This window comes from Streptomyces sp. NPDC058880, assembly GCF_042742535.1.
Classification (GTDB): Bacteria; Actinomycetota; Actinomycetes; order Streptomycetales; family Streptomycetaceae; genus Streptomyces.
Genome location: NZ_JBHYMC010000009.1, coordinates 40,149 through 56,928, shown reverse-complemented (window position 1 = coordinate 56,928; position 16,780 = coordinate 40,149). Strand labels below are relative to the sequence as shown.

Genomic DNA, 16,780 nt, shown 5'->3' with positions numbered 1-16,780 from the left:
CCGTACCCGCGGCCCCGTGCCGGAAGCCTTCGCCGAAGAGCGTGATCCCGACGGTCGCCGCGACCACCGGATTGACCACCGTCACCGTGGCCAGCGGCGCGGTCAGTCCTGCGCCCCGGTAGGCGGCCTGGGACAGCAGCAGCCCGCCCGAGGCCAGCACCGCGACGGCCGCCAGATCCGGCCACAGGCCGGCCGGTGCACCCGCCCCGACGTTCTCGGCGACCGACTTGGTGAACACCGAGGCCATGCCGTAGGAGGTACCGGCCGCCGCGGCCAGCAGCACGCTGTGCAGCACCACCCGGTGCATCCGGTGCGCCGCGAGGAACAGCGCCGCCACTGCGGCCCCGGTCGCCAGCAGCAGCAGACTCCGCTCGCCCCCCGCCAGGAACTGCCGGTCCCGGCCGTTCCCGCCGGTCAGTGCCAGCAGGCCGGCGAGTCCGACGGTGGCCAGCACCGCGCCGCGCCACGCCGCGGCCCCCGCCCGGCGCCGGACGAAGACGGCGGCCATCGGCAGCGCGAACACGATGGTCAGCGCTCCCAGCGGCTGAACCAGGCTCAACGGTCCGTAGGCGAGCGCCACCACGTGCAGCAGCGCACCGAGGCCGTTCAGCGCGACGGCCACCCACCAACCGCCCCGGCGCAGCGGCGCGTACCGCCGGTCCGGGGTACTCGCCGCGACCCTCTCCTGGACGATCGCACCGCCTGCGTACGCCACCGCGGACACGAGGCAGAGCAGGACCGACAGCGCCAGTGCACTCATAAGGTCCACAATGCCCGACCCATCTGCGCTATTCCTCCGTCCACAGGTGGTCACGAGTCGTACTCCCGCCGTAGTACGGGAGTACGCAGCGTGGCTCGTCCACCAGCGCAGCGCCACCCCTGAGCCGCCCCACGGCCACCCCGTGGACCCGTACGGTGACGGCCCGTTCGCGGTCCGTGAGGTCCCTGCCGACGGGTTTGGCTCGGGGCGTGTGCGATCCGTACAGTTCCTCTTTTGAGGACCTCCGCAGCAGGCGGATGCGGACGAGTGACCAAGGAACGGCAGCGGCCATGACGGTGACCGAAGACAGCCAGGACCAGGCACAGGCCTACGGACCGGGCATCGACCCCGAGCGGCTGGCGCTCTGCCTCGACGTGCTCGCCGAACTCGACACGATCGACGTCGACCACCCGGACGCCATCGCCGTGCGCCGCGCCACGGCCGGCGTCTACCGCACGGTCAAACAGCGCCGCCGCCAGGAGCGCCGCGCCGCCAAGACCGCCAACGACAAGGCGGTCACCGAGGCGACCGCGACCGGCTCCGCCGAGCGCATCGACGACGAGACCGAGGGCATCCTGCCCACCTCGGTCACGGAGGCCGGCCGGATCGCCGGGATACTCCAGCGCCCCCGCTCCTGCTACGTCTGCAAGACGCGATACGTCGAGGTCGACTACTTCTACCACCAGCTGTGCCCGAAGTGCGCCGGTGAGAACCGCGCCAAGCGGGAGGCCCGCGCCGACCTCGACGGCAAGCGCGCGCTGCTCACCGGCGGCCGCGCCAAGATCGGCATGTACATCGCCCTGCGGCTGCTGCGCGACGGCGCCCACACCACGATCACCACGCGCTTCCCCAAGGACGCCATCCGCCGTTTCAAGGCGATGGAGGACTCGGCGGACTGGATGCACCGCCTGGAGGTCGTCGGCATCGACCTGCGCGACCCGGCCCAGGCCGTGGCCCTCGCCGACCAGGTCGCGGCGGCCGGTCCGCTCGACATCCTGATCAACAACGCGACGCAGACCGTGCGCCGGCTGCCCACCGCCTACGCGGCACTGGTCGAGGGGGAGAGCGCACCGCTGCCGGCCGGCGAACTCCCCGCGCACCACGTGATCGGAGCCTTCAACTCCGGCGCGGTCGACGGCCTGGCGGCGCTGCCCGTCGGGGTGAGCGGCCTGGAGGCGCAGAAGGTCGCCGACCTCGCCCTGGTCGCGGGCAACGCCAGTCTCGAACGGCACCTCGCCGGCACCGCGATCGACGCGGGCGGGCTGCTGCCCGATGTCGTCGAGAGCAACACCTGGGTGCAGACCATCGACCAGATCTCCCCGGTGGAGCTGCTCGAGACCCAGCTGTGCAACTACACGTCGCCGTTCATCCTGATCAGCGCCCTTCGGCCGGCCATGGCCGACGCCGCCCGGAAGTCGTCCAGCGGGCGCGCTTACGTCGTCAACGTGTCGGCGATGGAGGGCGTCTTCAGCCGCGGTTACAAGGGGGCGGGCCACCCGAACACCAATGCGGCCAAGGCCGCGATGAACATGGTGACGCGGACCAGCGGCCAGGAGATGTTCCAGGCCGACCGGATCCTGATGACCTCGGTCGACACCGGGTGGATCACCGACGAGCGTCCGCACTTCGACAAGCTGCGCCTCGCCGAGGAGGGCTTCCACGCCCCGCTCGACCTGGTCGACGGTGCGGCCCGGGTCTACGACCCGATCGTGCGCGGCGAGGCCGGCGAGGACCTGTTCGGCGTCTTCCTCAAGGACTACGCCCCGGCGAACTGGTAAGCCCTGCGGCCCCGCCCTACCGCCTGCCGGTGACCGGCCCCCTCGGTGGACCGAGGGGGCCGGTCGCGTTCCCGGCCGCCCGGCAGGACCCGGCCGCCACCAACTCCAGCAGCGGGCGCCAGTCCTCCAGCACGCCCGCGTCCGGGCCGGGCGCCGCCGCCGTCTCACGCGCCTGGCGCAGCGCCGCCACCGCGTCCGCGTCACCGCCCGGCCGGTCGCCCTCGCCGCCGCCCGGCGCGGCCGACGCGTGGAGCTGCACGAGCCGGGCCACCCGATCGCCGAGCAGGGGGCGCAGCGCCTGCGCTGCGAGTACGACGTGTCGCGCTCCGTCACCCGGACGGAGCATCCGGCCGATGTCCTGCAGCAAGCCCGCGAGCTGCAGTTCCTTGTCGGAGGGATGAGAGCGGCGGAGCAGCGCCGCGGTCCGCAGGGCGTGCTCGTCGGGGCTGCCGCGGAGCAGCTCCATCAGCTCAACCACGCTTGTGACGTACGGCACTTCGGCCCCCGCCGCTTCGGACCCCGACACCGCCGACCTCCTCCGTCGCGCCCTGCGCATCCGGGTCCGAGCACACCACCCGTGACGCACCCGCCGGCCGACGACTTGCTGAACTCGGGACGAAACTGAGAGGGCGCAGCGGATTTTGCCTTCCTATCGAGCGGAGGTCCGCTCATATGTGTACCCTGGGGCATCAAGACGGCCCCCATCCGGGCCGCGCTCCACTAAGGCGCCACCGCGTCCGGAACCCTTGATCCCCTGCCCGGCCCGCGGTCAGCCTGCCGGGTTACGCGACACAGAGGAGTGCGCGGTGACTGAGAAGACGCAGCCCGAACCGAAGTTGCTGGAGCGGACCGGATCGCGCGCCACGACGCGGTCCGACGAACTCGGAAGCCTGGAGGTCTGGGCGCGCTCCGCCCCGATCCGGCTGGCCGGGTACGAGGACGACCTGGCGGAAGCCCACATCCTGCCCGGCATCGACTAGTCCGCGAAGCTCCGCGGTCGCGCCGCGAAGCGGTGCCAAGCGCCCCCACGTGTCCAACCGCACCGGGGGCGCTGCCTTGTCCTGAGAGGCGTCCCGTACGCACCGGCCTGCGTACCGGCGCGGGACGGGGGCCGCGGGGGACCGTGCTACCCGGTCCCGGGCCCGGGGTGCCGGGCCCGGGTGAGCCGGGTCGGCGGCAGGTACTCGCGCACCAGCGTGCGATGCCACCAGTCGCCGGTCTCGCGCAGCTCGCGCCAGGTCGTGAAGCGGTAGCGGTAGAGCAGGGCGCGCACGTGCACCGGCGGGGCGTCCGGGAACGGGTTGTGGCGCAGTAGTCGCAGGGTGTCCCGGTCGCCTGCCAGGAGCCGCTCCACGAACGGCCCGAACCAGTCCCGCGCGTAGCCGGGGGAGATTGCCGCGAACCACATCAGCCAGTCCAGGCGCAGGTGGTACGGGGCGAACTGGCGCGGCAGCCTGCCCGGCTCGCCGGGCTTCCCCTTGAACCCGTACTCCTTCCAGGCGCCGTCCTCGCGTGGTACCGGGTCCGCGGTGCCCTCCACCGCCACCTCCATGCGGACCCGGCCGACCGAGCCGAAGGCCCCGTAGGTGTTGACGAGGTGCAGGGCGTCGAAGGAGCGGTTCATCACCTGGCGGCGCGAGACCATGTTGAGCACCGGGTGGCGGCTGAGGACCAGGACCAGGGCGGTCACGGCGCAGACCAGGGCGGCGAACCACGGGGGAGGTGGCTGCGCGGCGGCGGCCGGGGGCGACCCGGCGAGGCGGGTGAAGTCCACGGCCGATACGGCCAGGGTGATCGTCAGCCAGTTCAGCCAGGCGAAGTTGCCCGACAGCACGAGCCACAGCTGTGTTGCGACCACGGCCGCCGCGGCGTACGAGGCCACCGGCTGCGGGGTGAACAGCAGTACCGGGACGATCAGCTGCGTCACGTGGTTGGCCGCGCACTCCATCCGGTGCAGAGGCCGGGGCAGGTGGTGGAAGAACCAGCTCAGCGGCCCTGCCATCGGCTGTGTCTCGTGATGGAAGTACAGGCAGGTGAGCCTGCGCCAGCAGGGGTCCCCGCGCATCTTGATCAGGCCGGCCCCGAATTCCACGCGGAAGAGCACCCAGCGCAGCAGCCACAGCACCAGCACCGGCGGACCGGCCCGGGCGTTGCCGAGGAACACGGCGAGGAAACCGACCTCCAGCAGCAGTGACTCCCAGCCGAAGGAGTACCAGGTCTGGCCGACGTTGACGATGGAGAGGTAGAGCAGCCACAGTGCGGCCCACAGGGCCATGGCGAGCGCCAGTGGGACCTCGTCCCCCGCTCCGGCGGCCAGGGCCGCGGCCAGCGCGGCCCCGGTCCAGGCGCAGCCGGCGAAGAGCCGGTCCGAGTAGCGCAGTTGGAACAGGCTCGGGGCGCGCCGGAAGGGCACGTACCGTACGTAGCGCGGCACGGGCAGCATGCCGTGCGCCCCGATCAGGGCTCTGAACTGCAGCGCGGCCCCGACGAAGGCGACGAGGTAGACGCCGGCCAGGGCCCGCTGGAAGACCAGCCGGGCGAGCCAGTACCCGGGCGCCGTGAACCAGTCCATCGCCTCCAGTATCCGGCCGGCTCGCGGGCATCGGCCAGTCCGTGCGGCCGCCGCCGGTCCCGGCGGTCCCGGCGGGCTCACGGCGTGAGCGCGTTCAACCCGCCGGACGGTCTCGCGAACATCCTTGAACGCGTTCAAGTGGTGCTCCGGTTGCGGCCGTCGCGTGGATGCGGCAGACAAGAGGGAGCAATCGGGGCGAAAGGGAGAAAATTGTGAACGGACCGTCACTTCCGACACTGCGTCAGGCGTCGCGTCGTCAGGCACCGGCCGGCGCGGCCCTCTTCGCCCTGCTCTGCCTGTTCGCCGTGGCCTGCGGCGGGCACGACGAGCCGACCAGCGCGGCGGGACCCGAGAGTGCGGAGGTACACCTCCAGCCGGTGGCCAGCGCAGGCCCGGACCCCTTCACCGCATCGTCGGCCACCGCGGAGTCGGCCCCGGTCCAGCCCCCGCTGCCCAATCCCACCGGCCAGGGAATCCGCACGGTCAGCGCGGCGACCCCGGGCCTCTACGGCGGCACCCAGCGCCTCGGCAGCTGCGACGTGGAACAGCAGATCGGCTACCTCACCGCGGACAGCGCCAAGGCCCGCGCCTTCGCCGAGACGTCCGGAATCCAGGAGGCCAAGATCCCCGACTTCCTGCGCGGCCTCACCCCCGTCGTCCTGCGCGCCGACACCCGTGTCACCAACCACGGATTCCGCGACGGCCGGGCCGCCGCCTACCAGGCCGTCCTCCAGGCCGGCACCGCCGTGCTCGTCGACGAGCACGGCATGCCCCGCGTCCGGTGCGGCTGCGGCAACCCGCTCGGCGCCCCCCGTGCGGCCAAGGGGAGCCCGGTGCACAAGGGCGATCCGTGGAACGGCTACCAGCCCAACCAGGTCATCGTCATCGAACCCACCACCCACGTGATCAACAACCTGGTGATCGTCAACATCGCGAACAACACCTGGATCGAGCGCAAGCGGGGCGACGGCGGCGCCCAGGACCGCACCCCGCAGGCCCTGCCCCCGTACGATCCGGCCGACGGCATCCCCAACGGCCCCGCCGCCACGTCCCCGGCGCCCTGCCCGAGCGCCCCGGGATCAGCAACGGCGGGCTGCCCGTCGGACCCGCAGAGCTCACCGGACATCGGCGCGCAGCAAGACCCCGCCGTACCGCTGAACCCCTCCACCCGGCCGCGGCAGCCGCAGCAGCCCCAGAAGCGGCCGCCGTCGGACGTCCCGTCCGACCCGCTGACGCAGGACCCCGCCGATCCCGCGTTCCCGGCGTACCCCGACGATCCCCAGGACCCGTTCGCGGTTCCCTACGCGGACCCCTCCGCGGATCCCTACGCCGAGCCCTACCCGGACCCCTCCACGGATCCCTCCACGGATCCTTACGTCGACCCCGACCTCCGGCCGGCGCCGTCCGACGAGGGCCTCTCGCTGGAGAGCGCCTGACCGGCCGGTGTGTCATGGTGGACCGGTGCCGACCACCGTATCGCTGCCGGACGACTGGCCCGCACACCCGGACCGGTCGCTCTCGCTCAACCGCATGGGAAGTTTCGACTGGGACCTTCTCACCGGTCTCATGCACATGGACGAAGCCGCCCTCGACGTCTTCGACACGGCCCCGGACGAGTACGACGGCCGGCCCGAGTCGCTGTCCGCGCGCTTCCCGCCGGCCGAGTCGGCACGGCTCGACGCCATGGTGTCCTCCGCGCTCAAGAGCGAGGAGGACAGCTACGGCGCCTACTTCCGCATCCGCTGCCGGGACGGTCGGCTGCGGTGGACGCACACCCAGGGCCGTGTCATGCGTACCGCGGACGGGCGGCCCCACCGGATCATCGGCATCGTCCGGGACGCGACCGAGGAGCTCAGCCACTCGGCGGAACGGCTCGGTCTCGACGAGGAGCGGCGCCGGCAGACATCGGTGGTGGAGAGCACCACCGCCGCCCTCGCGCACGCCCGGACGGTGCAGGACGTCATCGACGCGCTCGGCGACGCGCACGGCTTGGAACGGCTGGGCTCCATGGGCATGGTCATGGGCCTCGTCGAAGCCGGCCGGATCCACCTCGTCGCCGAGGGGCCGGAGGGCAGCTTCGTCCCCGGCACCCGCTACACCCGCATCGACGAGCAGTACCCGATGAGCGAGGTGGTCCGCTCCCTGCAGCCGCGCTTCCTCGACTCGGCGGAGGAGTTCGCCCAGGACTACCCGGCGCTCTGGGCGAAGATCTCGTACATGCGGATCTCCGCGGCCGCCTACCTGCCGCTGATCGCCCAGGCACGCCCGATCGGTGCCATCGGACTGCTCTACCAGGACAAGGACGGCTTCACCCAGGAGGAGCGCAACCTGCTCGTCGCCCTCGGCAGCAGCATCGCGCAGAGCCTCCAGCGGGCCATGCTGCTGGAACAGGAGCACGACCTGGCCGAGGGGCTCCAGCAGGCCATGCTGCCCCGGCGGATCCCCGTGGTGCCCGGCGGCGAGATCGCCGTACGCTACCGCTCCGCCCGGATGGGCCAGGACATCGGCGGCGACTGGTACGACGTCATCCCGTTGCCCGGTGGCCGGGTCGGCGCCGTCATCGGCGACGTCCAGGGCCACGACACGCACGCGGCCGCCGTCATGGGCCAGCTGCGGATCGTCCTGCGCGCATACGCCGCCGAGGGGCACTCGCCCGGCACGGTCATGGCCAGGGCATCGGTCTTCCTGCACGAGCTGGACACCGAGCGCTTCGCGACGTGCACGTACGTGGAGGCCGACCTCTCCACCGGGGTGCTCCAGCTGGTCCGGGCGGGCCACATCGACCCGCTGCTGCGCACCCGCGACGGGGACTGCCACCGGCTCCCGGTGGGCGGCGGCCTGCCGCTCGGCCTCTCCGCGGACTTCGGACGCCTCGAATACCCGGTGACCACCGTGGAACTGGATCCCGGAGAAACGCTCCTGCTGTGCACCGACGGCCTCGTCGAACACCCTGGCGCCGACCTCGACGACGGGATCCACGCGCTGACCTCCCACATCCGCAGCGGCCCTGCCGACCTGCAACTCCTCGCCGACCGGCTGTGCGAGATCGCCACCGAGCGCGGAGGCGACGACGACATGGCCCTCCTCCTGCTGCGCCGCCGGCCCGCCCCGGCTCCGCCCGGCGGAGGCCGTCTGCAGCAGCACGTGGCACCGGGCGATCCGGAGGCCCTGGTGGCCGCCCGCCACATGATCGGGGCCGCGGTGCGCGCCTGGGGCGCACGGGAGCGGGCCGACGAGATCGAGCTGGTCGCGGACGAGCTGATCGTGAACGCCCTCATGCACACGGATGGTCCCGCCATCGTCACCCTGCGCATCCTGGCGGGCCACGAACGCAGGCTCCGCGTGGAGGTCGCCGACCGCTCCAGCGCCCTCCCGCGCCGACGTGAGGCCGGCGACTCCGGGGTCTCGGGCCGCGGCCTGATGCTGGTGGACCGGATGGCGGACGTATGGGGCGTGGAGCCGCGCGGCAGCGGCAAGTGCGTGTGGTGCGAGTTCGTCATGGGCTGAGCGGGCCGGGAGCGGTCCCGGACGGCGGCCCGCCCGGCCCCGTGCCGGCTCGCGCTCCGCCCGAGGCGGCGGCAGGCTGGGACCATGCCGGAGCTGCCCGAGGTCGAGGCCCTGCGCGCGTACCTCGACGAGCACCTCACCGGGCGGGTGGTGGAGCGCGTCCTCCCGCTCGCGGTCAGCGTGCTCAAGACGTACGATCCGCCCTTGACCGCCCTCGAAGGGCAGGAGGCCGCCGCCGTCGCCCGGCACGGGAAGTTCCTCGCCGTGCGGATCGGTGCGCTCCACCTGGTCACGCACCTGGCCCGGGCCGGCTGGCTGCGCTGGCAGGACACCCTGCCGGCGCAGCCACCGCGGCCCGGCAAGGGGCCGCTGGCCCTGCGCGTCGTACTCGCGGGCGGGGGCGGCTTCGACCTCACCGAGGCCGGGACACAGAAGCGGCTCGCGGTGTACGTGGTCCGCGACCCGCAGGAGGTGCCCGGCATTGCCCGTCTCGGCCCCGATCCGCTCGCCGAGGACTTCGACCGGGACGCCTTCGCCGCGCTCCTTGCGGGGGAGCGGCGGCAGATCAAGGGCGTCCTGCGGGACCAGAGCGTGATCGCCGGGATCGGCAACGCCTACAGCGACGAGATCCTGCACGCCGCCCGGGTCTCGCCCTTCAAGCTCGCCTCCTCCTTCGACGAGGCGCAGGTCACGCAGCTGCATGCCGCGGTCCGGGGCACCTTGCGCGAGGCGGTCGGCCGGGCGCACGGGGTCGCCGCCGGGAAGCTCAAGGCCGAGAAGAGGAGCGGCCTGCGGGTCCACGGCCGGGCGGGCGAAACCTGCCCGGTGTGCGGGGACACGATCCGCTCGGTGTCCTTCGCCGATTCCTCCCTGGAGTACTGCGCCACGTGCCAGACGGGTGGGAAACCGCTGGCCGACCGGCGGCTCTCACGGCTCCTCAAATAGCGGTGCGCTGCGTAGACTCCGGCACCATGGCCGCGGAGGAGCAACAGACGGCGCCCCGGCGCGAGGTCGTCACCGGGATGCCCCGCGGCGCCCGCCGGCGGGCGCCCGCCCACGCCCCGGCCCGTTCGGAGATCTCCGAGCAGACCACCCTCGGCGCCACCTACGTCAGGGCCCTGATGCGCAGCCAGTTGCGCGCGGGCCTGGGGGCGCTGGCCGCGCTGGCGGCGCTGGTCGGGTCGCTGCCGCTGGTGTTCGTGCTGCCCAGGGCCAGGTCGGGGCCGATGGTCTGGCTGGTGCTGGGCCTGCTCGTGTACCCGGTGATGTGGCTGATCGCCCGATGGTACGTCCGCCGGGCGGAGCGTAACGAGGCCGATTTCACGGGCCTGGTGATGGATCCGGCCGACCGGCCGTCGTAGCGGTCGCCACCGGTCAGAACAGGTGCATCGCCAGGTGGCCGAGGGGCAGCCCGAGCTGCCAGGCCGGGGTCCACACGCGCGCGTTCTCGTCCAGACCCGGCGGGGTGTCGGCGTGGTCGTGGCGCCCCGGGTCGAGGTTGGTCGCGAACAGTTCGGTGCCGTCCAGCCAGCGCCAGGCTGCCCGGGCCAGTTCCAGATCGGGGTCCTCGCCGCGGCCGCGCTCCCGGGCCGCCTCTCCCAGGTCGAGGAAGCGGGTGTGCACCCAGTCGCGCCAGGGGTGTCCGTACGCCGTCAGTGACAGCCACTCGTCGAGCTGCGAGACCACGCGGATCCCGGAGAGTTCGCCGGCCGCGTCGGCGAGGTAGATGGTCAGGGCCAGTGTGTCCCGTCCGGCCCGGAACTCCAGCGTTCCGGCCGGGATCAGCCGGCCCGTGCGCAGCAGTTCGTCGGCGATGTACTCGGCATAGAGCCAGGCCATGGGCACCGCGAGCCCGCCGTCACTGGTGCCGTTCGTACCCTCGGGCTGCACCGTCCCACCTTCTCCCGCGCGTCGAGCGTCCCGTCGTCAGCACCGAGCCTTCACCGAGGGGCTCACGGAGCGGGGGATGTTTACTCAACTTGGACGGTCTTATGTCGAATTCGAAGCGCTTTTTGTCCGGTCCTCATCCCTTCGCGGCGTTCTGGGATCCGTTGCTCAGGCGCCGAGTCCGTAGCCGTACCCCTGGAGGCCCTTCCTGAGGGCGCGCAGGGCGTAGTAGGTGCGGGATTTGACGGTCCCCGCCGGGATACCCAGTTCGGCGGCCGCCTCCGCGACCGACCGGTCCCGGAAGTAGACCTGGAGCAGCACCTCGCGGTGCTCCGGCCCCAGGGATCCCACCGCCCGCCGCACGTCGATCGCCGTGACCGATCCGGCCACCGCGTCCTCGGGTGCGGGCGCCTGTTCCAGCCCTTCGGGGTCCACCTCCAGGGGGCGCGACAGCCGGGCCCGCCGGGCGTCGATCGCGAGCCGCCGGGCCACCGTGAACAGCCAGGGCCGCATGGAGTCGTGCCCGCTGGCCAGGGCCTCCGGGTGCTGCCAGACCCGTACGAGGGTCTCCTGCACGAGGTCCTCCGCCCGTTGGGCGTCGCCGGCGGTGAGGCCGACCAGGAATCCGAACAACGCCCGCCCGTGGTCGCGCTGGAGTTCGGCCAGTGCTTCGGGATCCGTACGCGGGAGGGTGGGGGAGAGCGGCACGAGTGGCTCCTTCCGGGGTGCGTGGGGGGCCATGGGGGCGGCGCCCCGTCCACCCTGACCTGCGCAGAGCCGACCCGGAACCGTCAGGCCCCGGCGTTGCGCCCAAGCACCCGGGTGGTCCGACGGGCGGCTGTGCCGGGCGGTGAACGGTCGAACGGCGCGGCGAACGGCAGGGGGGCGCGTGTACGCCGTCGGAGTGGGCGCCCGGGTCCGCCACGGCTCCGTTTCTTGACTTGCCGCGCGTTGTTCTATGGATTGCAGATGATGACTTGTCAGATAGTCGTATCAATGGGAGTTCGACTGATGACCACGCGCACCCGCGGGCCGAGGGCGGCCGTCCTCCTGTCCGCCCTCCTGCTGACCGCTGCGGCAGCGGGCTGTTCGGCCGCCGGGGACACCGCACCGGCCCGCCTCGGCGACTCCGGTCCTCCGGCTCCCTCCAGCGCCGCGGGAGCGCCCGCCGCCAAGGGCTTCACACTGGTCGCGAGCGGTGACGTGCTGCCGCACACCTCGGTCATCCGGCGGGCGGCCGACGACGGGGAGGGCGACGGCTACGACTTCAGGCCCATGTTCTCCGGCGTCAAGGCCGTGGTCTCGGCAGCCGACCTGGCCCTCTGCCACATGGAGACGATCTACGGGGAGGAGGGCGGTCCCTTCTCCGGATATCCGGCCTTCATGTCACCGCCGCAGGTGGCCGACGGACTCAAGGACGCCGGCTACGACGGGTGCTCCACCGCCTCGAACCACACCCTCGACGACGGCGCCGCCGGGCTGCGTCGCACGCTCGACCGCTTCGACAAGGTCGGCCTGGGGCACGCCGGATCCGCCCGTACGGCGGCCGAGGCGGCGGCGGTGACCACCTACACGGCGGGCTCGGCCACCGTGGCGCACCTCGCCTACACCTACGACACCAACGGCTATCCGTTGCCCGACGGCCAGCCGTGGGCAGTCAACCTGATGAAGCCGGACAGGATCGTCGCGGATGCCCGGGCCGCCCGGAAGGCGGGCGCGGACGTGGTGCTGGTGAGCCTCCACTGGGGCACGGAGTGGCAGACCGAACCGGATGAGACCCAGCTCTCGCTCGGCAGGGCGCTGACCGGCTCGCAGACCGCCGGCCGGCCCGACATCGACCTGATCCTCGGCACCCACGCGCACATTCCGCAGCCCTACGAGAAGGTGAACGGCACCTGGATCGTCTACGGCATGGGCGACCAGGTGGCGGGCGAGATGTTCAACTACACGGGCGCCCGGGACATGCGCGGCAACTACGGCTCGATCGCACGCTTCACCTTCGCCCCTCCGGCCGCGGCCGGGCAGCGCTGGCAGGTCACCAAGGCCGCATTCGTGCCGCAGATGATGGACCTGTCCACCGGACGCGTCGTCCACCTGCCCGACGCCCTCGCGAAGAACCCCGGCCGGGAGGACTACGAGGCCGCGCGGGACGAGATCACCGAGGCCGTCCTCAGCCGCGGCGCCGCCAAGGACGGCCTGGTGGCCGCCTCGTAGGCGCTCGGCGCCCCGGGGCCCCGGGCTGGATCCGGCGCGCCCTCGGGCCCACCCCGCCCGGCCCGGACCGGACGCGGAAGCGACCCGGACGGGGCGGGACGGGGCGGAGCGGTCAGGGGACCACGGTCACCGGCCAGCGGCCCGCCTTGACCAGGCGGACCGCCACCGAGCCGACGATGCGGTGGCCCGCCTGCTCCGAGGCGCCGACCACCACCGCGTCCGCCATCAGCTCCTGTGCCGCGCTCACCAGGCCGGCGTAGGGGTCGCCGCGAAAGGTGTGGAACTCCCACCGGACCTCGTAGACGCCCTTGAGTCGCTCCGCCGACGCACGGATCTCGGCCACCAGGCCCTCCGCGATCTCCCCGGTGGTGTCGGCCACGGGCGCACCGAGCGCCGCCCCGGCCGGTACCACCGGCTGGACGTACACCAGCGCCAGCAGTGCGTTCTGCCGACGGGCCAGCCCGGCGGCGTAGGCCGCCGCCCGCAGTGAGGACTCCGAACCGTCCACCCCGGCCAGGATCACCTTCGGACCGTCGGTACCGCGTTCGAATCCCGTGTTCACGTGCTCCGTCACCCTCGTGAGGATAGGCGCTGACGTGCCGGACACCCCCACCCGCTCGGCGCGCGCACCGGCGACCCCCTCCCTACAGTGCGAACCATGAGTGCCACCGCGCAGGAGACGCACGGAACCCGCAACCGCTTCCTGAACCGGGTTCCCGACGCGTTCGGCGCGTTCTTCGGGACCATCGGCCTGCTGTGCGCACTGCTCTCGCTCTCCCCGACACTGCGGCGCCTCCTGCACCACGTCGTGCGCTTCCTCGACCTGATCGTCGTACCGGTCAGCGCCAACCTCGCCTACGCCGTCTTCCTCTTCCTCTTCGCGGCCGCCCTCGGCACCCGCAAGAAGGTCGCCTGGTGGATGGTCATCACCTATCTGGCCCTGCTCACCGTCGACGACCTGCTGGACATCGCCGTCGGCGACTACGGGATCGGCCTCTCCTCGCTGGCCCTGGCCGTTGCCGCCATGGCCGTACTGGTTGCCGCCCGCAAGGAGTTCTACGCCGCGTCCCGGCCCGGGGCACTGTGGCACGCCCTGATCGTGCTCGGCCTCGGCATGCTCGCCGCCGTCCTCCTGGGCTGGGCGCTCGTCGCCCTCTTCCCCGGCACCCTACCCCCCGGCCAGTGGCTGGACTGGGCCGCCAAGCAGGTCTTCGGCGGCCTCTTCTCGGCCCGGCAGTTCGACGGCCGCCCGCCCAGGCCGCTGTACTTCCTCCTCGGCCTGTTCGGCGCCGCCGCCCTGCTCAACGCCGCCGCGACGCTGTTCCGCTCCCAGCGGCTGACCGCCGCCCTGCACGGTGACGAGGAGCCCAGGATCCGGGCCCTCCTCGGCGCCTACGGGCGGTCCGACTCGCTCGGCTACTTCGCCACCCGGCGCGACAAGGCAGTCGTCTTCGCCCCCAACGGACGGGCCGGCGTCACCTACCGCGTCGAAGCGGGCGTCTGCCTCGCCAGCGGCGACCCGGTGGGCGACCCGGCAGCCTGGTCCGCCGCCATCGACGCCTGGCTGGCCGTCGCAGGCCGCTACGGCTGGCAGCCCGCCGTGATGGGCGCCTCCGAGGACGGCGCCACCGCCTTCGCCCGCTCCGGGCTGAGCGCCCTCCAACTGGGCGACGAAGCCATCCTGCACGTCGCCCGCTTCGACCTCGACGGCCGCGACATGCGCGTGACCCGCCAGGCCGTCAACCGCGTCGAGCGGGCCGGCGCGACCACCGTCATCCGCCGGCACTCGGCCCTCTCCGAGGACGAGATGCGGACCATCGTCGACCGGGCGGACCGCTGGCGGGACACCGAGACCGAACGGGGCTTCTCCATGGCCCTGGACCGGCTCGGTGATCCGGACGACGGGGACTGCCTGCTGGTCGAGGCCTTCGACGCCGGCGGCGAGTTGATCGCCCTGCTCTCCTTCGTCCCCTGGGGCAGGGACGGCATCTCCCTCGACCTGATGCGCCGCGACCGGACCGCGCCCAACGGGGTCATGGAGTTCATGGTCGCCCAACTGTGCGCCGCCGCCCCCGCCCTCGGCGTACGCCGCATCTCCCTCAACTTCGCCGTCTTCCGCTCCGCCTTCGAGGAGGGCGGCCGCATCGGCGCCGGGCCGGTCCTGAAGGTCTGGCGCAAACTGCTGCTCTTCTTCTCCCGCTGGTGGCAGCTGGAGGCCCTGTACCGCTCGAACGTCAAATACGGCCCCGAGTGGTACCCGCGGTTCCTCTGCTACCAGGACGCCGGCTCGCTCGCCCGGGTCAGCCTCGCCTCCGGCATCGCCGAAGGGTTCGTCTCCGTACCCAGCCTGCGCACCCTGTGGGGCAACGGCCACCCCAAGGGCGTCACCGCCCCCGCCACGACGGAAGGACTGCCCCCGATCGACTCCCTCGGCCTGGACGCGGTGGGGGAGGAGCTCCCCGGGGTGCCCGTGGAGCGACTGCCCGAACAGGTGCGCGTCCGCCATGCCAAACTGGACCGCATCCGGGCCTCCGGCACCGACCCCTACCCGGTGGGGATCCGGCCGCGCACCCACACCGTCGCCCAGCTCAAGGCGTCCCACCCGAGCCACCCGCCCGGCAGCCGCACCGCCGAGCAGGCCACTCTCGCCGGACGCGTGATGGTCGTACGCGACCTCGGCGGCGTGGCCTTCGCCGTCCTGCGCGACTGGTCGGGAGACGTACAGCTGATGCTCACCCGCGACGAGAGCGGCGCCGAGGTGCTCGACTCCTTCACCGCCCGGGTCGACTTCGGCGACCACGTCCTGGTGACCGGCGAACCCGGCGCCAGCAGGACCGGCGAACTCTCCCTCGTGGTCCGGTCCTGGCAGCTGACCGGCAAGTGCCTGCGCCCCCTGCCGGACAAACGCAAGGGTCTCGCCGACCCCGAGGCGCGGGTCCGGCGCCGCTACCTCGACCTCGTCGCCAGCCCCGAGGCGCGCGACGTCGTACGGGCTCGCTCCAGCGCGGTCCAGGCCCTGCGCCAGGGGCTGCTCGACCGCGGCTATCTGGAGGTCGAGACCCCCATGCTCCAGCAGATCCACGGCGGCGCCAACGCCCGGCCCTTCCGCACCCACATCAACGCCTACGACCTCGACCTGTACCTGCGCATCGCGCCCGAGCTGTACCTCAAACGGCTCTGCGTCGGCGGTATGGAGAAGGTCTTCGAAATGGGCCGCACCTTCCGCAACGAGGGCGTCTCCTACAAGCACAACCCCGAGTTCACGATGCTGGAGGCCTACCAGGCCTTCGCCGACTACGACGTCATGCTCGACCTCGCGCGGGAACTGATCCAGGGGGCCGCCACCGCCGCCTTCGGCTCGCCCGTCGCCCACAGGGCAGGGCCCGACGGAAAGCTCGTCGTCCACGACATCTCCGGCCCCTGGCCGGTCAGGACGGTGTACGGGGCGATCAGCGAGGCCCTCGGCGAGGAGGTCGACGCCGACACCGAGGAGAACGTCCTGCGCAGGCTCTGCGACCGGGCCGAGGTGCCGCACGGGCCGGAGGACACCCGCGGCGACGTGGTCCTCGAAATGTACGAGCGGCTGGTGGAGGAGAGGACGGGACTGCCGACCTTCTACAAGGACTTCCCGACCGACGTCTCCCCCCTCACCCGCCAGCACCGCCGGGACCCCCGGCTCGCCGAGCGCTGGGACCTCGTCGCCTTCGGCACCGAGCTCGGCACCGCGTACTCGGAGCTGACCGACCCCGTCGAGCAGCGGCGCAGGCTCACCGCCCAGTCCCTGCTCGCGGCCGGCGGCGACCCGGAAGCCATGGAACTCGACAACGACTTCCTGGACGCGCTCGAATACGCGATGCCGCCCACGGGCGGCCTCGGCGTCGGCGTGGACCGACTCGTCATGTTCCTCACGGGCCTGACGATCCGCGAGACCCTCCCCTTCCCCCTGGTGCGCCGCGGCTGACGGTCGCACGGCTGACGGTCGCACGGCTGACGCGCCGCACGGCTGGTCCGCACGGGTGAGCGCAACGGGGAGCGTCCGCGCCTCTCAACGTCTGCGGGGAT

Annotated in this window: 13 protein-coding genes and 1 pseudogene; 8 read left to right on the top strand and 6 right to left on the bottom strand. The window is 72.6% G+C overall.

What is annotated here, in order from left to right:
• Window positions 1-25 precede the first annotated feature (25 nt).
• Window positions 26-760 (bottom strand): annotated as a pseudogene (locus ACFW2G_RS07845) (DMT family transporter); the annotation flags it as partial.
• Between the two features lie 290 nt (window positions 761-1,050).
• Between ACFW2G_RS07845 and ACFW2G_RS07840 the strand changes: the two are divergent.
• Window positions 1,051-2,538: an SDR family NAD(P)-dependent oxidoreductase gene (locus ACFW2G_RS07840; protein WP_384445182.1), complete on the top strand. Its 1,488-nt coding sequence runs from the start codon at window positions 1,051-1,053 to the stop codon at window positions 2,536-2,538.
• A gap of 16 nt (window positions 2,539-2,554) precedes the next feature.
• On the opposite strand, the gene ACFW2G_RS07835 is transcribed toward ACFW2G_RS07840, so the two are convergent.
• Window positions 2,555-3,004: a hypothetical protein gene (locus ACFW2G_RS07835; protein WP_384445363.1), complete on the bottom strand. Its 450-nt coding sequence runs from the start codon at window positions 3,002-3,004 to the stop codon at window positions 2,555-2,557.
• A gap of 340 nt (window positions 3,005-3,344) precedes the next feature.
• Here ACFW2G_RS07835 and ACFW2G_RS07830 point away from each other — a divergent pair, with 340 nt between their 5' ends.
• Entirely contained in the window at window positions 3,345-3,518 is a 174-nt protein-coding gene (locus tag ACFW2G_RS07830) for a hypothetical protein (protein ID WP_157840165.1), read from the top strand.
• A 146-nt stretch (window positions 3,519-3,664) separates the two neighbouring features.
• Here ACFW2G_RS07830 and ACFW2G_RS07825 read toward each other — a convergent pair whose 3' ends face one another.
• Complete coding sequence (locus tag ACFW2G_RS07825; RefSeq protein WP_384582397.1) at window positions 3,665-5,110, bottom strand: lipase maturation factor family protein; 1,446 nt, start codon at window positions 5,108-5,110, stop codon at window positions 3,665-3,667.
• A 212-nt stretch (window positions 5,111-5,322) separates the two neighbouring features.
• Between ACFW2G_RS07825 and ACFW2G_RS07820 the strand changes: the two genes are divergently transcribed.
• The 4 genes from ACFW2G_RS07820 to ACFW2G_RS07805 all read left to right on the top strand — a co-directional run bounded on the left by ACFW2G_RS07820 (window position 5,323) and on the right by ACFW2G_RS07805 (window position 9,978).
• The gene (locus tag ACFW2G_RS07820) at window positions 5,323-6,546 is read left to right on the top strand and encodes a DUF6777 domain-containing protein (protein WP_384582395.1); all 1,224 of its coding nucleotides are present in this window, start codon (window positions 5,323-5,325) and stop codon (window positions 6,544-6,546) included.
• A 7-nt stretch (window positions 6,547-6,553) separates the two neighbouring features.
• A complete protein-coding gene (locus tag ACFW2G_RS07815; protein WP_384445176.1) occupies window positions 6,554-8,617 on the top strand; it encodes a SpoIIE family protein phosphatase in 2,064 nt (687 codons plus the stop codon).
• A gap of 84 nt (window positions 8,618-8,701) precedes the next feature.
• Window positions 8,702-9,562, top strand: coding sequence for an Fpg/Nei family DNA glycosylase (locus ACFW2G_RS07810; protein ID WP_384582393.1), 861 nt, complete (start codon window positions 8,702-8,704; stop codon window positions 9,560-9,562).
• Between the two features lie 26 nt (window positions 9,563-9,588).
• Complete coding sequence (locus ACFW2G_RS07805; protein WP_037916501.1) at window positions 9,589-9,978, top strand: membrane protein; 390 nt, start codon at window positions 9,589-9,591, stop codon at window positions 9,976-9,978.
• Window positions 9,979-9,991: 13 nt separating this feature from the next.
• Here ACFW2G_RS07805 and ACFW2G_RS07800 read toward each other — a convergent pair whose 3' ends face one another.
• On the bottom strand, window positions 9,992-10,456 hold the full coding sequence (locus ACFW2G_RS07800) for a hypothetical protein (RefSeq protein ID WP_052030222.1): 465 nt from the start codon (window positions 10,454-10,456) through the stop codon (window positions 9,992-9,994).
• A gap of 216 nt (window positions 10,457-10,672) precedes the next feature.
• The gene (locus tag ACFW2G_RS07795) at window positions 10,673-11,245 is read right to left on the bottom strand and encodes a sigma-70 family RNA polymerase sigma factor (RefSeq protein ID WP_364851565.1); all 573 of its coding nucleotides are present in this window, start codon (window positions 11,243-11,245) and stop codon (window positions 10,673-10,675) included.
• Window positions 11,246-11,515: 270 nt separating this feature from the next.
• On the opposite strand from ACFW2G_RS07795, the gene ACFW2G_RS07790 reads away from it, so the two are divergent.
• Complete coding sequence (locus ACFW2G_RS07790) at window positions 11,516-12,718, top strand: CapA family protein (RefSeq protein ID WP_384582390.1); 1,203 nt, start codon at window positions 11,516-11,518, stop codon at window positions 12,716-12,718.
• Between the two features lie 112 nt (window positions 12,719-12,830).
• Here ACFW2G_RS07790 and ACFW2G_RS07785 read toward each other — a convergent pair whose 3' ends face one another.
• A complete protein-coding gene (locus tag ACFW2G_RS07785; protein WP_037916511.1) occupies window positions 12,831-13,292 on the bottom strand; it encodes a universal stress protein in 462 nt (153 codons plus the stop codon).
• A gap of 84 nt (window positions 13,293-13,376) precedes the next feature.
• On the opposite strand from ACFW2G_RS07785, the gene lysX reads away from it, so the two are divergent.
• The gene (gene lysX / locus ACFW2G_RS07780) at window positions 13,377-16,679 is read left to right on the top strand and encodes a bifunctional lysylphosphatidylglycerol synthetase/lysine--tRNA ligase LysX (RefSeq protein WP_384582388.1); all 3,303 of its coding nucleotides are present in this window, start codon (window positions 13,377-13,379) and stop codon (window positions 16,677-16,679) included.
• Window positions 16,680-16,780: the final 101 nt, after the last annotated feature.

Bases quoted from the DNA above. Each gene is read 5' to 3' on its own strand.
- ACFW2G_RS07840 (WP_384445182.1), top strand. From the start codon at position 1,051: ATGACGGTGACCGAAGACAGCCAGGACCAGGCACAGGCCTACGGACCG.
- ACFW2G_RS07835 (WP_384445363.1), bottom strand. From the start codon at position 3,004: ATGGAGCTGCTCCGCGGCAGCCCCGACGAGCACGCCCTGCGGACCGCG.
- ACFW2G_RS07825 (WP_384582397.1), bottom strand. From the start codon at position 5,110: ATGGACTGGTTCACGGCGCCCGGGTACTGGCTCGCCCGGCTGGTCTTC.
- ACFW2G_RS07810 (WP_384582393.1), top strand. From the start codon at position 8,702: ATGCCGGAGCTGCCCGAGGTCGAGGCCCTGCGCGCGTACCTCGACGAG.
- ACFW2G_RS07805 (WP_037916501.1), top strand. From the start codon at position 9,589: ATGGCCGCGGAGGAGCAACAGACGGCGCCCCGGCGCGAGGTCGTCACC.
- ACFW2G_RS07800 (WP_052030222.1), bottom strand. From the start codon at position 10,456: ATGGCCTGGCTCTATGCCGAGTACATCGCCGACGAACTGCTGCGCACG.
- ACFW2G_RS07795 (WP_364851565.1), bottom strand. From the start codon at position 11,245: ATGGCCCCCCACGCACCCCGGAAGGAGCCACTCGTGCCGCTCTCCCCC.
- ACFW2G_RS07790 (WP_384582390.1), top strand. From the start codon at position 11,516: ATGACCACGCGCACCCGCGGGCCGAGGGCGGCCGTCCTCCTGTCCGCC.
- lysX (WP_384582388.1), top strand. From the start codon at position 13,377: ATGAGTGCCACCGCGCAGGAGACGCACGGAACCCGCAACCGCTTCCTG.